Source organism: Marinobacter bohaiensis (genome assembly GCF_003258515.1).
Classification (GTDB): domain Bacteria; phylum Pseudomonadota; class Gammaproteobacteria; order Pseudomonadales; family Oleiphilaceae; genus Marinobacter_A; species Marinobacter_A bohaiensis.
In genome coordinates, this window is sequence record NZ_QGEH01000002.1 from 1 (window position 1) to 16,049 (window position 16,049).

Annotated in this window: 10 protein-coding genes and 1 pseudogene; 6 read left to right on the forward strand and 5 right to left on the reverse strand. The window is 61.9% G+C overall.

Going from position 1 to position 16,049, the window contains the following annotated elements:
• From tssD to DKK67_RS22050, 6 genes and pseudogenes are all read left to right on the forward strand, one after another.
• Positions 1 to 227, forward strand: a 227-nt coding sequence (gene tssD / locus DKK67_RS12795; protein WP_162628833.1) for a type VI secretion system tube protein TssD, incomplete at its 5' end; no start/stop codon positions are given.
• A 227-nt stretch (positions 228 to 454) separates the two neighbouring features.
• Entirely contained in the window at positions 455 to 2,500 is a 2,046-nt protein-coding gene (locus DKK67_RS12800; protein WP_111496893.1) for a type VI secretion system Vgr family protein, read from the forward strand.
• The gene (locus DKK67_RS12805) at positions 2,493 to 3,269 is read left to right on the forward strand and encodes a DUF4123 domain-containing protein (RefSeq protein WP_111496894.1); all 777 of its coding nucleotides are present in this window, start codon (positions 2,493 to 2,495) and stop codon (positions 3,267 to 3,269) included. The genes DKK67_RS12800 and DKK67_RS12805 overlap by 8 nt, the downstream gene beginning before the upstream one ends.
• 14 nt (positions 3,270 to 3,283) lie before the next feature.
• Positions 3,284 to 8,143, forward strand: a complete 4,860-nt coding sequence (locus DKK67_RS12810) for an RHS repeat-associated core domain-containing protein (RefSeq protein ID WP_162628834.1) — start codon at positions 3,284 to 3,286, stop codon at positions 8,141 to 8,143.
• A gap of 15 nt (positions 8,144 to 8,158) precedes the next feature.
• Positions 8,159 to 8,497 (forward strand): hypothetical protein, encoded by a 339-nt coding sequence (locus DKK67_RS21615; protein WP_162628835.1) that lies wholly within the window; start codon positions 8,159 to 8,161, stop codon positions 8,495 to 8,497.
• Positions 8,498 to 8,543: 46 nt separating this feature from the next.
• Positions 8,544 to 9,260, forward strand: a pseudogene (locus tag DKK67_RS22050) (RHS repeat-associated core domain-containing protein); the annotation flags it as partial.
• An 864-nt stretch (positions 9,261 to 10,124) separates the two neighbouring features.
• Here the strand turns inward: DKK67_RS22050 and DKK67_RS12825 are convergent.
• The 5 genes from DKK67_RS12825 to DKK67_RS12845 all read right to left on the reverse strand — a co-directional run bounded on the left by DKK67_RS12825 (position 10,125) and on the right by DKK67_RS12845 (position 15,912).
• Positions 10,125 to 12,092, reverse strand: a complete 1,968-nt coding sequence (locus DKK67_RS12825; protein WP_111496896.1) for a tannase/feruloyl esterase family alpha/beta hydrolase — start codon at positions 12,090 to 12,092, stop codon at positions 10,125 to 10,127.
• Between the two features lie 522 nt (positions 12,093 to 12,614).
• Positions 12,615 to 13,229 (reverse strand): DUF4202 domain-containing protein, encoded by a 615-nt coding sequence (locus DKK67_RS12830; protein WP_111496897.1) that lies wholly within the window; start codon positions 13,227 to 13,229, stop codon positions 12,615 to 12,617.
• 81 nt (positions 13,230 to 13,310) lie between these two features.
• Positions 13,311 to 13,928, reverse strand: coding sequence for a glutathione S-transferase family protein (locus DKK67_RS12835; RefSeq protein WP_111496898.1), 618 nt, complete (start codon positions 13,926 to 13,928; stop codon positions 13,311 to 13,313).
• An 89-nt stretch (positions 13,929 to 14,017) separates the two neighbouring features.
• On the reverse strand, positions 14,018 to 14,803 hold the full coding sequence (locus tag DKK67_RS12840; protein ID WP_111496899.1) for an alpha/beta fold hydrolase: 786 nt from the start codon (positions 14,801 to 14,803) through the stop codon (positions 14,018 to 14,020).
• A gap of 8 nt (positions 14,804 to 14,811) precedes the next feature.
• Positions 14,812 to 15,912 carry a M14 family zinc carboxypeptidase gene (locus DKK67_RS12845; RefSeq protein WP_111496900.1) on the reverse strand — a complete coding sequence of 367 codons (1,101 nt, stop codon included), beginning with the start codon at positions 15,910 to 15,912 and terminating at the stop codon, positions 14,812 to 14,814.
• Positions 15,913 to 16,049: the final 137 nt, after the last annotated feature.

The following is a 16,049-nucleotide window of genomic DNA, read 5'->3' on the forward strand; positions in this document are numbered from 1 at the left end:
GGTACCGCACCTCCGTTGAGGGCAAGCAGGAGCACTTCTTCTCCACCATCCTGGAAGACGCCACCATCATCAACATCGACTGCACCATGCCGCACTGCCAGGACGCGGCCAAGACCGAGTTCACCCAGTTGGTCGAAGTGTCCCTGGCCTACCGCAAGGTGACCTGGGAGCACGGCATCGCCGGCACCTCCGGTTCCGACGACTGGCGTTCCCCGGTCGAGGCCTAAGGCCTCGTCCCCATCCGGAGGCCGGCGCCTCCGGGTGATTCGGTTTGCCGTCCGGCCACAATCACTTACACAGCGGGGTGGCCGGATCGGTTAGACTCGATCCGACCGGGACGGATACCCGGGCATCAATCACGGTTTTCGAGAATCACGGGACAAGCCTGCATCCGCACCACGCAGAAGAACGGCTTGTCTCGTGGTTTTCCTGCGACGCTCAAGGATGAGATCCCATGCCCCAAGCCACCGGCCTGCAGTTCACGGCCCGCCTCGGCAGCCTGCCGGACGACACCTTCGCGGTGGTCGAGTTCGAGCTGACCGAGCGCCTGTCCCAGCCCTTTGTCCTGACCCTGAAGCTGGCCAGCTCGTTTGCCGACATCGAGGCCGTAGACGTGCTGGACCAGGCCGCCGACCTGGTGATCTGGCAGGACGGCGAGGCCCAGCGCGGGGTACAGGGCGTGGTCAGCGCCTTCCGCCGCGGCGCCAGCGGCCACCGCCGCACCCGCTACGAGGTGAAGATCGAACCCGCGCTGTGGCGCCTGGGGCTGATGCACAACAGCCGCATCTTCCAGCAGCAGGCCCCGGATACTATGCTCGGCACCCTGCTGGACGAACGCGGCCTGGTGGACAAGACCTTCAACCTGCAGCGCCGCCCCGCCGAGCGGGAGTACTGCGTGCAGCACCGCGAGAGCGACCTGGCCTTCCTCCAGCGCCTGGCCGCCGAAGAAGGCTGGCACTACCGCTTCGACGCCGCCACCGCCGGCCAGCCCATCGTCATCGCCGACCACCACCGGGACGCCCCGGAGCTGCCCGAGGTGGGCTACAACGCCACGTCCGGCGGCACCCACAAGACGCCCTGCGTGTTCAAGTTCGAGTACACCGAGAGCGTCGCCGTCGCCGGCGTGGCGATGAAGGACTACACCTTCCAGAACCCCGCCTACGCCTTGCAGCACGAATCCAACGCCGCGGATCTCAACAACCAGCGCACCGACTACGAACACTACGACTACCCGGGCCGCTTCAAGGCCGACCAGTCCGGCCAGGCCTACACCCAGGCAAGACTCGACGGCCTGCGCGCCGACGCCAGCGTGGGGGAAGGGGAAAGCAACCGCCCCGACTTCGCCGCCGGCTGCCGGGTCAGCCTCACCGACCACGACCAGGCCACCTACAACCGCGACTGGCTGATCACCGGGGTGACCCACACCGGCAAACAGCCCCAGGCCCTGGAAGAGGAAGGCGGCTCCGAGCCGACCACCTACAGCAACACCTTCAACGTCATTCCCGGCGACAAGACCTGGCGCCCCAAGACGCCGAACCGCCCGATCATGGACGGCCCGCAGATCGCGATCGTCACCGGCCCCGCCGGCGAAGAGATCCATTGCGACGCGCACGGCCGCGTCAAAGTCCGATTCCCCTGGGACCGCTACAGCCAAAATGACGAACACAGCAGCGCCTGGCTGCGGGTCAGCCAGGGCTGGGCCGGGGGCAACTACGGCTTCATGGCCCTGCCGCGCATCGGCCACGAAGTCATCGTCTCCTTCCTGGACGGGGACCCGGACCAGCCGATCATCACCGGGCGCACCTACCACGCCACCAACACGCCGCCCTACGCGCTGCCGGAACACAAGACAAGAACGACCCTGAAAACCCAGACCCACAAGGGCGAGGGCAGCAACGAACTGCGCTTCGAGGACGAAGCCGATAAAGAACAGATCTACGTCCACGCCCAGAAAGACCTGGACCTGCTGACCGAGAACGACCGCACCGAGGTGGTCCACAACAACAGCCACCTGACCGTCGACCAGGACCGTTACACCCAGATCCAGGCCAACGACCACAGCACGGTCACCGGCGAGAAGCGGGAGAAGGTCGGGGCCGATATGAGCCTGACAGTCGGTGGCACATTCCACCAGAAATCCGGCGCCTCCATCCTCAGCGAAGCCGGCAGCGAAGCCCATTACAAGGCCGGCGCCAAGGTCGTGCTGGACGCTGGCGCGGAACTGACCATCGCCGCCGGCGGCAGCTTCCTCAAAGTGGACGCCAGCGGCGTGACCCTGTCCGGCCCCAGCATCAAGCTGAATTCCGGTGGATCGCCAGGCAGCGGGTCCGGGCAGGCGGCTCTGGTGCCCGCTCTGCCCCAGGCCGTCGAACCCGCCGAGCACGAGGTGATCGATCCGCCCCAGTTGCCGCTGACACCGCCGCAGATCGCCAACCTCAAGGCGGACACACCTTTCTGCGAGGAATGCGTGGCCTGTCAGGACGGAGTCTGCGATGTCTGATCGTTCCGGCGTCAAGGCCGGCCTGGACGCCCTGCTGGAAACCCGCGGTCCCAGCGACAACCTGTACCTCGTGCTGAGTGGTACCAGCGAGTGCCAGCCCGTGCGGCACCACTTCAGCCAGGACGGCGCCAATGCCCTGCCCCTGTATATGGGCACGCCCTACGCGGGTTGGCAGGAAGTCATGCCCTATCTGGCGGCGATCACTCCGGACAGCCAATTCCTGGAATGGATCAAAACCGAGGCGGACGCCGACTGGGGCTGGGCGGCGCTTTCCAGCGCCTACATGGACCGCGTTTTCAGCCACCTGCGCAGCCTCACCCAGATCACCCTGGCCTCCGGCAAGGACGTCTTTTTCCGTTACTGGGACGCCCGCTTCCTCGGCCCGATCATCGACCAGCTGGATCCGAACCAGCAGGCCAGCCTGATGGGCCCAGTCACAGCCTGGGCCGATGCGCATGGCCAGTTGCGCCAGACGCCGCCGGCCCGGCTCGAAACAGAAGCCAAGCCTTTTCCCTGGTTCCATCTGCCCGCTTCGGTGGAAAAGGGCCTCGCGGCCAACAGCCGCGACCAGCTTGTGGACAACGCCCTGACGGCCCTTGAGAAGCTCGAGCCCTCACCCATCGCCCCCTATCCCAAGCCGGTGGCCCGCCAGAAGGTAGCCAGGCAGCTGCGCCGGTTGCTGGGAGACGCGCCGGTGAGCGAACTGGACAGCGCCACATTCAAGACATTGCGAGATCGCCTCCGGCACGAAGCCGGGCGACACGGATGAAGTAAGGATTCGCCATGAGCATTGCGCCAAGGATGGGACGGTCTGCTCCCAGCAACGGTCACCAGGACGTCACCAAACCCGATATCAACGCGCTGACCCGCGAGCTAAGGGAATCCGTTGTCCGCAACTACGATGACTGGAAAGACGACTGGTTCAAATCCGTATTCCTGAGCCACGAGCAGGTGCTGGAAGTGAACGGCGAAAGTACCAGCGAGGGCGCTGATGAAGACGAAGTGGTATCAGCCACCGTCGCCCCCTGTCAGGCGCAGCGCACGCTGAAAATCGCCCATTTCCACGAAAACGTAAAGAAGACACCGATTCCCAGTACTCGGTTTGAGGTTCAGGAAAAGGACGAAGGCTGGGTCTTTGACAGTTGGGAAACCGTGGCTTCCGGTACTACCGATGCCAATGGACTGGCGGAGGTCACCGTAAGCCCCGGTAAAGAATACCGCGTGGTCCTGTCCCCAGACATCTCCAGCGCCGACATGGACACGCTATACAGCAGCTACGACGGCTTCATCGAATCCTGCTGCGGTGTCCTGCAACAGGCCTGGGACGGTGGTATCAACAGCCGCTGGGAAAACTACCTAGCCCTTCCTGAAGATCAGCGCTCCGACGCCGTCTACGCCAGCGCTGTTAACGGCGTGGTGGACGGCTTCAGTGGCGTCGTCGACGATCTGAAGCGCATCTACGACGTGATCTGCGGGATGCTGGATTACGATTTCTCGGATATGCCGGACGATCTCGCATCACAGTTCGAGAAACTGAAAGAGGCCGACGACGCCTATCTCAAAGCCTGCCTGGTGGCCAACGACGAGATTTTCCTGTTCATCGTCCTGTACACCGTTCGCCAGTACTTCCGGTTGTTGACGCCCACACAGCTGGCTGAAGTGGCTGGCGAGCTGGTCGGTCAGATCCTGTTCGACGTCGTCGTGGGACTGCTCATCACCGGCGGCCTCGGCCTGGCTACCAAGTACGGTGCCCGCGTGGGCTCCAAAGCCGCCGCACGTGTTGTTGGCCGCGCCGAGTCCGATGCCGTCGACAACCTGAGTCTGGGCGACTTCATGGCCAGTCTGGCCAACGGTTTCCAGATCTACATGGACGACGTCGGCACCAACCACCGGCGCCTGCAGTTTGCCGGCGATGGTAACCTATCCCCATCGGGTACCGTCACCGGCGGCGCCTTGCAGCGCCAGCACCCAGCCTACGCCTCGGTGGCCAGTGACGACCGCGCCGCAGCGCTGGAAGCCACCCACCAACGCAGCGCCACGGTATCCGAGCGCGACACCGATTCGGCCGGCCCCAACGAAGACTCTCCGTCATCAACCGATCAGGGCGACGCCACCCAGGACATCGAATCGACCGCGCATTGCGGCGATCCGGTCAGCACCGTCACCGGCGAGGAAGTCCTGGAACTGGTGGACGCCCGCCTGGAAGGCCCGCTGCCGTTCGAGTTCAAGCGGGTCTACCGCTCCGGCTCCAGCGACCGCCAACTCCACATGGGCTACGGCTGGCGCCACAGCCTCAACCACAGCCTGACGTTCGACCGCGACGGCATCACCTGGCACGACCACGAAGGCAAGAACACCCGCCTGCCGTCGCTGGACTTGGCACCGTTCGCCAGCAACGCCCAGGCCGGCATGGCCGCCTGGCGCGACGGCAACACCATTGTCGCCTGCGCCGGCGAAAAAGCGCCGCGCTATCACTTCGAACGCCACGGCGACACCGGGCGGCTGGTGCGCATCAGCGACCGCTACGGCAACGCGCTGCGCATCGACCATGACATGCACGGCCGCGTGCAGCGGATCATCAGCGGAGCGGACCAGGCGCTGGCCTTCGAGTACCAGGACGAGCGACTGGTGCAGGTGGACCTGCTGCACCGCGAGCTGACCCACGACGGCCCGGCCTGGAGCGTGCTGCAAACGGCGCACCGATACGTCTACGACGACGCCGGCGACCTGGCGGAAGCCACCAACGCCGCCGGCGACACCGAACGCTATGCCTTCGACAACCACATGCTCACCCGGCGGACGCTGGCCAGCGGCTACAGCTTCCACCTGGTCTGGGACGAGGCCACGCCCAAGGGCCGCTGTGTGCACCAGTGGGGCGACAGCCCGGAAGTGGATACCCGCTTCGCCTGGGACGACGAGAAACACACCTGCACCGTCACCTACGCCGACGGCAGCGAAGAGCACTGGCAGTACGACGGGGCCGCCCAGTTGCAGACCAAGATCGACCCGGACGGCGCCGAGCACCTCAACGAATACGACGACCAGGGCCGCCTGACCGCCAGTATCGATCCGCTGGGCGCGAAAACCACCTACAGCTACGACGACAGCGGCCGCCTGATGAGCAAGGTGGGCCCGGACGATCAGCCGATCCAGTTCGCCTACAAACAGGGCCGGATCGCCAGCATTCACCGCCGCGGCCAGACCTGGCAGTTTGCCTACACCGCCGAAGGCGACCTGGCCCGGGAGACCGATCCCAAGGGCCGCGTCACCGCTTACCACTACAACCGGCAAGGCCAGCTCAGCCAGGTCGAATTGCCGGACGGCCGCTTCCACACCTGGCAGTGGAACGACAAGGGCCAACTGCTGGAAGAGCGCACACCCACCGGCGCCGTCGAGAAATACCGCTACGATGCCTTCGGCCGATTGCTCGCCCGCAAGGACGCCCGGGGCGCCATCACCCAGTACGTGCACGATTCGCTGGGGCGGGTGATCGAGGAACGTCTGTCCGGCAATCGTTCGCGTCGCTACGCCTACAACAGCTTCGGCAAGGTGACCCGGTTTACCGATGAGCAGGGCCGCGAGACCCGCTACGAGTACGATCGCAACCTGCACCTGCTGTCCCGTCGCATCAACCCGGACGGCAGCGAGCTCAGGTACCGCTACGATCACCACCGGTTCCTGCTGACCCAGATCGAGAACGAGCGCGGCGAAACCTACCGCATCGACTACTACCCGAACGGCCTGGTACGACAGGAAACCGCCTTCGACGGTCGCCGTACCGGCTACAGCTACGACCTCAACGGCCTCCTGCTGGAGAAGACCGAATACGGCACCGGCGACGAAGCACTGCAAACCACCGTCTACGAGCGCGACCCGCTGGGCCAGCTCAGCAAGAAGATCCTGCCAGACGGTCGCGAGATCGCCTACGCCTACAACCCCGACGGCCAGCTCACCGGCGTCGACGACGGCCACTGGCCGCTGGCGTTCCAGTACGACGAACAGGGCCTGCTGCGCACCGAACACCAGGGCTGGGCGACGTTGCAGTACCACTACGACGACGTCGACCGCCTGACCGGCCTCACCCTGCCCGACGGTCAGACGCTGGGTTACGAGCGGGATGCCGCCGGCCTGCTGGCAGGCATCAACCTGAACAGCGCCGTGCTCACGCGCCACCGCCTGTCGTCCACCGGCGAGGAAATGGAGCGCCAGCAGGGCGCCCTGTTCAGCGCTTACGAATACGACGACGAAGGCCGCCTGACCCAGCACCGCCTGCACCAGCAGAAAGCCCAGGGCATTCTCCAGCAGCGCGACTACCGCTACGACACCAGCGGCAACCTGCAGTCGATCAGCGACAGCCGCAAAGGCCTGCGGGAATACGTCTACGACCCGCGCGACCGCCTCACCGGCGTGCGCGGCGACGTCTACGAACGCCTGGTACACGACCCCGCCGGCAACCTGCTGGAACAGACGGAGAGCGCCGCCGGCCCGGCCCAGGCCAACGTGCAGGGCAACCGCCTGACCATGCATGGCGACTGCCATTACGAGTACGACGATTTCGGCAACCTGATCGCCGAACGGCGCGGCAAAGACCAGAAACTGGTCACCTCCTACCGCTACGACTGCGAACACCGGCTGGTGGAAGTCACCCGCCCGGACGGCCTCAGCTTCCGCTACGAGTACGACGCCTTCGGCCGCCGCATCGCCAAGGAAAGCGACCACCAGCGCACCGAATTCGTCTGGCAGGGCGACCGCCTGATCGCCGAGGAAACCAGCGAACACTACCGCACCTACCTGTACGAGCCGGACAGCTTCCGCCCGCTGGCCCTGTCAGAGGGCTACGGCCCGGAACACAGCCGCGTCTACTACTACCAGCTCGACCACCTGGGCACGCCCCAGGAAATGACCGACGCCAACGGCCAGCTAGTCTGGTCCGCCACCTACCGCGCCTACGGCAACGTGCTCCGACAAGACGTGACGGTGGTCGACAACCCGCTGCGCTTCCAGGGCCAGTATTACGATCCCGAAACTGGCCTGCACTACAACCGCCACCGGTATTACAATCCCGCTAACGGGCGCTTTATGACACCCGATCCGATTGGGTTGGCGGGTGGTTTGAACAACTACCAGTACGTGCCGAATCCGACCGGGTGGGTGGATCCGTTGGGGTTGGCTTGTGAGAAGGGGAGTTGTCCTGCAGGACAGCGTCCGTCACTGCCAAGAGTTGATCTCGACCATATACGTGGTGAAATCAACCAATCTAAGTGGATTCCCAAACTAAAAACCCGAATGCCCAGCGCGACAGGTGGCCACTATACAAATCCTAATCTAAGGGTCTTAGAGGAACTCACTCCCAGAAACTCCGCTGGAGTTTATGAAGCTAGGATCGAAATATTCGATCCCACGTCGCAAACTTGGGTTCCAAAGTTAAACCCTAAAGGGAAACTAGGAAAATCGACCATGTTCCCGGATGATTGGAACGAGGATCGTATCGCTACTGAGATTCAGCAGGCATATCAAAAGGCAGGGTCACCAACATCTGGAAAATGGCTTGGCCAATCCTCTTCCGGTCTAAAAATAGAGGGCTACGCTGATGATTCGAACCGTCCATTTGAAATACGTACGGCTTGGCCAGTACTTGAGTAAAGGTTATTAGATCTAGTGAACTATCGATTCTTTGTTAATCAATCAAATTACCCTGTATGTGTGGTTGAAGACTCCAAAGCATTCGGTTGGTTTTTATCTTTCGAATTCGTCCCTCGCAGACTGGAAGAGCTTGAGTCGGCCATTAAAAGAGCACAGCTTGGTCTTGAGGACGATCTGGAAGTTGAACGGAACGATGCTGTGTTGACTTTTAGACCAGACAGAATGGTAGAACTAGATTTCTTCGAAAACGAGAACGAGGGAGGAAGCGAAATAACTTCGCTCTCAGATTTCCAGCGTCTATTCAAAGACTGGGTCATCTTCCTGAAAAGTGAGTGGAAAGGACAACTCTCGTAATCCGGTTTCTTGATCAACAAGTCGATAGTTGACCCGCCCCCAGCAGGTCTGGTCCGCCACCTACCGCGCCTACGGCAACGTGCTCCGGCAGGACGTGGCGGTGGTCGACAACCCGCTGCGTTTCCAGGGCCAGTATTACGATCCCGAAACCGGCCTGCACTACAACCGCCACCGGTATTACAATCCCACTAACGGGCGCTTCATGACGCCCGACCCGATTGGGTTGGCCGGTGGTTTGAACAACTACCAGTACGTGCCGAATCCGACCGGGTGGGTGGATTCGTTGGGGTTGGCTTGTGAGAAAGGGAGCTGCCCAGGCGGTGGATCGACTGAAGTCGATAACATGCGCGCGCGAGCTCAGTCGGCAATTGCTCGTCATGGTGGTGTTGAAGTCGATGGAGGGCACATGTTTCCGTCGAAGAAAGCCGCAAGACGAGCGGCTTCCGAAGTATTGGGAGATATGGGAAGTGACGCTCGGGAACTACCAATGACTCGTTACAGAGAAATCAATGCTTTGTCTAACCCATATCGAGACAAAAAAGCAAACTCAGCTTACGGCTTGGTAAACAGAGATAGCACCAAAAGACTACGTGATGATTTCTTGGGGCATCCTGGTTTTGGAGAGAAACGAGCCCACTTTAATGTTGAGGGCTGGAGTTCTCAACCCAATAACATTGACTCTCCGGGTAAGCCAGATGTAAACCTGCATTTCTTCTATCCCCAGAGTAGCATCATGATTAAAAACACCGCAGCCAAAAGGTGATGGCAGGCTTTCATGAAGAACATATATCAGTTTGAGCTAGAGTGCTTTGATTATCATCGATGGATAACGTCTCCTACAGAGAACGAAGACCATGGATACAACTGTTGTCCAGTCTGTGGCGGTGAGCTTAGCGGTTTTGAGAAGTACCGCCTTACTCGGAAGTTCAGTTTCCTTCTAGAGCCTGCTGAAAGAGTAAACTTCAAAAACAAGGTCATAGACGAAAAAAGATACTACATTGCAGTTCAGGACCGGATGGGGAACACCGTAGCTAGACAACCTCAAACGCATACTTGGGACGACGCCGTTTCTGTGGCATCGAAGCTTAAATCGATAAATGAAGACGTACTATTAAAGCTTTTGAGAAGCAAGAATTGGTCAGTCTATACCAACTAGAGTTGTAAAACTGGCAGACAAAGGATACCGATCTGGATATCCCTTACAGAGATAAGCTCTTGTAGCAAGAAATGACCGGAAAGGAGCTTGTAAAGTGACACGGGAACCTATTTGCAAATAACCTAAAGCCTCACGTCACCTTCGATATTCTCTTGGCTCACGCTCCTCAGTCGGCGGAAGTCACGAGCCCCCGGTCCATGCTTCCGCTAGCCCTGGGGGAGAGCTTAAGTCCGTAAAGTAGCTCTACCAGCTCGACCACCTGGGCACGCCCCGGGAAATGACCGACGCGGCTCACCAGCTGATCCGTTCCACGACCTACCGTGCAACGATAAGCCGTTGGCGCAAGACCACTGACACCATCCTCTTCATCTCACTACGCCCAAAAAGCCGCTCTCCCCTTCCAGAGAGAGCGGAAACGTTCTGGCCGGTTTCTACATTCCGCGGCTGACCGGCCTTTCCTGAGTTAACGCGTTACGGCAGGTAGGCGTATTCCTCCAGTTTCTCGCAGCTGTAGTTGTCGGCGTCGGTGGTGTCGGTGCCGCTCGCGCTGGTGAAGGCCGGGTAGTACGGGAAGTGGCAGACCGGGCGGCTGCCCAGTTCGTTGCCGCTGACGTCGGTGGACACCAGGCTGTCTTTCGGGGCGATGTCCTGCTCCACCCAGTTTTCCAGGGCCGTGAGCCAGTCGACGCTGGCAGTGTAGTAGCCGTGTCCGTGGCCGAAGCCGGGGATCAGGTAGAAGCTGTAGAAGTCGTTCACCACGCCCTCGTCGATGGTGATCGACGACTCGTCGTTCTGGGACACCGCCATGTTGGTCGTGGCGTCGTCCGTGCCCCAGAAGGGATTGGTACCCAGGTAATCGGTGTTGTCCGAGAACTGGCCGATCATGCGCAGGTAGAGGTCGATGGAGTTGTACGGGGTGATCGAAACGTCGGCCGCCCCATGATAGTGGATGAGTTTGCCGCCCTGGCTGCGGAACGTCGAGTAGTCGACGCTGCTGGTGTCGATCCAGCCGGACAGTGTGGTGATGCGATCGATCCAGTTGGCCGGATCGAAGTCCTGCAGGATGTCGGAGGGCTGGGTGTAGGCGCTCTGGGTGATGATGTTGTACTGGTCCTGGGAGGGGAAACTCGCCTGGAAGGCGTCGTAAGCGTCCCACTCGGAACCGAAATCTTCCTGATTCCCCAGGTTCTTCGATTCGTCTTCGGCGATCCAGATCCCGTCCAGCATCGGCCAGTGACCGTAGCTGCGCACGCCGCCGTCAAGCACCAGGCCTGTGGGCAGGTTATAGCGCGAGGTGATCCGCGCCAGGGTCTCGATCTGGGGATCGGACAGGCACGTCTCTTCATCGGACACGGCGTGGTCCGTGCTGGTATGGGCGCCGCCGGCACAGCGCATCGGGTTGGTGGCGTCATGAGCCAGCAGATCGTAGCCCTGATCCTGCAGGAGCTGGCGGCAGGCGCCGGCGTCACTGACCATGCCGTCGGCGGCTCCGTCCAGGGCCTCACCGCCATTCGCAGCCAGGCTGTCGTTCTCGCAGGCATCGACAATGTACTGGGACAGCGCGCGGGTCTGGGTGCGGCTGATCCAGCCGTCACCGGCGTCCGCATCGTAACTGTAGCCGTTCACGCCGGCGGTCCGGGCGTTATAGAGCGTCTTGCCGTAGTCCATGGCGCCCAGGTGCATGGCTTCGGGGTTGTAGGCCGGGTAGCCGGCAATGACGCCGTCGTAGTCATCGGGGTAGAACTGGGCGGCGATCAAAGCCTCGTGCCCGCCCTGGGAGCCGCCCATGAAATAGCTGTGATCGGGCGAGGTCTGGTAATAGGCCCGCACGATGGCCGAAGCCGCATCGTGGGTTTTCTTGATCTGCTCGCGCCCGAAGTTGCGCAGCGCCTCGCTGTTCCAGAGTTCGTTGGGGTCGCCGCCAATCGCCGGGGAGGCATGGCCACTGTCGCTGCCGAGCGTCGTGTAGCCCCGGGCCAGGGCGCTCTCGATACCGTTCTCCGAAGCGCGGTCGACAGAGGGGATGGTGCCGTCAAAGCCGCCACCGCCGTATTGCAGGGTCTTGTAGTTCCAGTCCGCCGGCAGCGCGACGTTGAAGTTGATGTCAGGCGTGGCGACCTCGACTTCATCGGCCGTGCCTTCGTGGATCACTTCCGATTCCGTTTCCGGATGGATCTCGCCGACGACCAGGCAGTAGTCCACACCCGCCGAGGCGTCCGCCGCGGCCACCTGGCTGGCGGACGTAACGGTGGCGCCCCCGGTAGCCAGGCCAATGTCGGAAGCGGCGATGGTCATGCCTTCCAACGCGGCGCAATCGTTGCTCGCCTGGTCGGCGTCGGACGAGTCGTCGTCCAGTACGCAGCCACCCAGGACCAGCGATACGCCGACGAGCGGGCCCAGAATGAAACCGGCTGTTCGGTGGGAATTCATCTTGTTCATTGTTGGTTCCTCTGCTCCATGCTTTGTTCTTATTCGGTAATGGTTATTTCTTTTTTTGAATAGCTGGGCACACCTCCTTTAAGCTGTAGGATGACGACCGATTCAACTCACCTTCGGCGTATCGCTTCCCTCCAGTGCCACCCTTCCCTGTTTTCCTGACTTTTCTTCAGGCGAAAGAAGGCCCGAGCCATATCATCAACAACTTGAAAAATAGGGCTTTATCTATGGAAAGAAACGCACCTTGTGAATGAAAACAACGCTCAATCAGAATCGGGTCGGTCGATGGTTAGGTATTTTTATTATGTGATTCGAGTATAGGTTCGAGCTCTTCGGGAAAACAAACCCGAATACGGAAACCCTTCGTTTCCAATTTGGAAAACAAAATCGAATGGCCTGGAGACGGTAGCGGAAGGGACTGGGAATAGACGTGAATGGCGCCGGAGAGCGGCGAGCAACCGCCGCTAACCGCATGATGAAATGCCGTTGGCGGCGCTGTTTCAGAATCCGGTGAGCCTGTGGACGTCAGGCTCCCGGCTCCGCAAGGGCTTCCTGAAGCAGGGCCTGCAAGTGCTCCGGTAACCCACCGGCCAGCTTCAGCGCCGCCTCATGCCCCCGGGGCGACATCTTGCCCCAGGTGCGGCGCACGATGCGCAGCCACTTCTCGCGGTCGTAGTCGTCCTTTTTGTCGTAGAAATCCGCGAAGTAGCGCTCCAGGAACACCATGCAGGCCACGTCTTCCAGCAGCTGGGTGTCGGGGTCGTTGCGCAGTTCACGCTTGGTGAGGATGGTGGCAACGCGCTCGCATTCGTCGGCGGGGAAGCCGCAATCGGCCATGATCGACGCCGCGCGCTCGCCGTGGAAGCGGCCGCAGTCCTGGCGCCACTGGTAGTAGCCCTTGCGGCCTTCGGGGTAGTCGGCGCGCGGGCGGGTCCAGCGTTCAATGTGCTGGGCGCGACAGGCGATCTGCATCCGTGGCGACGGGTTTGGCTCCAGCTCGAACAGCCAGCGGGTCATGTGCTGGCTGTAGGCGTATTCCCGGGGCAGGTCCTGGTCATCGACCGTCTCCACGTTCGGGTCGGCGCGATTGGCCTGGTCGATGGCTTGCAGGGCGCAGGTCAGGGAAGCGGATTCATCCATGGGGAAACAACTCGGGTCAGCGTGTACCGCCATGGTAACCGCTGACCCGGGGACAGGCCACTTCACCGGCCCCGAACGACCTCAGGCCGCCGCCGAAGGCCGTGCCTTGATGCGGTCGTACCAGGCGCGCAGGTGCGTCTGATCCGGCTGGATGCGGATGTCGTTCACCTTGTTGAAATCGACGGTGGTGAAGGCGTTGATGTCCGCTGCGGTAAACTGGTCGCCGCAGATGTACTCACGCCCTTCCAGATGTTTGTTGAGGAAGTGGAAGAACTTGGACACGTTCCTGCCGCACTCCTCCCCCCACTCCCTGACCGGGTTCATGCGATCCTTGAAGTAGCCGGTGGTGTGCTGGAAGCACATGCCAGTGGGCAGGAAGAAAAAGAGCTCGATCCAGCGCAGCCATTGCTCCACCTGCGCCCGGCCCAGCGCGCCCTCCCCCAGCAACGGCGTGCGGTCGGGATGCAGCTCCTCGAAATAGCGGCAGATGGCCATGGTCTCGGCAATGCAGGTGCCGTCGTCCAGTTCCATGACGGGCACCTTCTTCATCGGGTTCATGGCGGCGAATTCAGGCGTCAGGTTCTCGCCCTTTTGCAGGTCGATCTGCACGAACTCGACGCCGTCCAGCAGGTCTTTCTCCGCCAGGAACATGCGAACGCGGCGCGGGTTGGGTGCCGTTCTGGTCTCGAAAATCTTCATGGTGCCTCCTCGGCTCTGTTTGTTGTTGTGGTTCGGGAACAGCGATGACAGGCAGGAACCGCCTTGCGGAACAGCCTGCCGCAAAAATCCTACCGTCCCAGAGACTGCCGCGCCCCCGGCGGAGCGTCAAGCGGCACCCACTGACTTTCCAGATAGCGTCGGATTTCCGCGATGACCCAGTCCGGATCGTCCAGCGGCAGGTCGTGCCCGGCATCCGGGTGCAGGCGCAAGCTCCAATGCCAACGCTCGGCCATGGATTCGCTGCAGTACCAGTCGACGATCCGGTCCCGCTGGCTGGCGAGCACCAGCGCATCCGGCAACGGGCGTTCACCGGCCGGCCGGAAACGGGCCGCCGCCCAGAGTTGGCGGAAGGCGTTGCCGGCGCTGACCGGGCGCTGGATCTGGATGCTGTACCAGCGCTGGACCGTAGCGGGATTGAACTGACGGTTGGAACTCAGGGCCAGGATCTGCGCCTCGCGCTCGCGCACATCACGCAGGGTCAACAGGCGCACCAGCAGGGGCCAGATTTTCGGCCGCAACCGGTGCCACGGCTTGTTGAAGCCGCTGCTGGTGTTGATCAGCACCAACTGCTGGATTTCGCCGGCGGGTGCATTCTGGGCCCAGTCCAGCGCCACCATGCCGCCCATCGACAGGGCAATCAGGCCAAACGGCGCCGGGATATGACTGCACTGGCGCTGCACCGCGCGGCGAATGGCGGGAATATCCGCCGGACTGCGCTCGCGAAAGTGCGTGCCGGTGCCGGGCAAGTCGACGGTGTGGAACTGGTGTCCGGGGAAGCTGTCCCGCAGTCGCTGGGGCAACACCCCCCAATGCGCCTGCTCCCGGGTCAGGCCCCGCAGGAGTATCCAGTGCATGCGCCTCCCTAACCGGGATCCCGGTACCAATGCATGATCGCCGCTTCCCTCAGCATGGGCTCCTCAGCGGCACTCGGCAACCAGTTGCCGTGGTTCGCCGCCGCGCGCAGCAGGAAGTCGATAAAACTCAGGTGCGAGCGCAGTACCCGCTGATGGCGATGCGGCACCATGGGGTTGAAAAAGCCCTCCAGCCGCAGCAACTGCCGCGGCCGCTTACGGATCCAGCGCCAGGACCCCATTTCCAGGGTCAGCGGGATAAAGCCGCCGGATTCGGCACGATTGAAGGTTTTGTAGAAGTAATCCCAGAGATCACCGTGGGTAAGGTAATGCCGGGACTGGGGTTCGAACGCGTAGGTGTGATTTGGATACGCCTGCTCCCACAACAGCTTCAGGGCCAGCACCGAAGCGATCTTGCGCATGGGGCGCCGGCGGTAGGCGTAGGGAAACCAGATCTGGTCCTGCCAGCCGAAGCCGGAATGGCAATCCAGCGCCAGACTGAACGGGCGTCCCGGCAACAATTCCCGGATCACCCCTTCCAGGGCCCGGTTTTCCACTTCCATCCCCTCGTCCGGCGTGCCGGTGTACCAGGGCAGACGCCGGGACAACCGCTGACCACCCAGAAACGGCGTGCTGCGCCCCTGGGCCTCGATGGGTGCGTTACGCATCAGATCGACGCCGTTGGGGTTGGAGCGCTGGTTGAGGAACATGCCGCCGGGATTGAGGATCGGCAGCAACGTCACCCGGATGCGACCGAGCAGGTCTTTCAGCTCCTGATCCCAGGTGATCCGGTTCAGCAGGCTCTGCAGCCAGGCGATGATGACCTGGCTGCCGATGCGCTCCAGGCCATGCACGCCGCCCACCAGCAACAGCGCCGGTGCGTCCGGTGACGCCGTGCCGATGTCGATCCGGTAGAGCGGCAAAGTGACGGCTTTGAGTTGGACCCGTTCCACCACCCGGGTTTCCACCCGCGCCGGCGCTTCCACCAGCAACCGTTCGAGCCCGATCAGCTCCGGCAGGTAATCGCGCAGCAGGCGGCGTTGGTGCTTGTCCCGCGACGCCTGCTCAAGCGGAATGGCAACGTGCGGCGTCAGGTCCCGCAGTTCGGTCATAGCGCTTCCCCAAGGCAGGTCTGGAGCCCAGAGGCTATCAGGCGCAGACTACAGATTGATGACGCCGGGCCTGCGTGTCGGGCCATTTAACTGTAGTCAACATTTACTGACTTACCTATTATGGCCCATAAGGATCG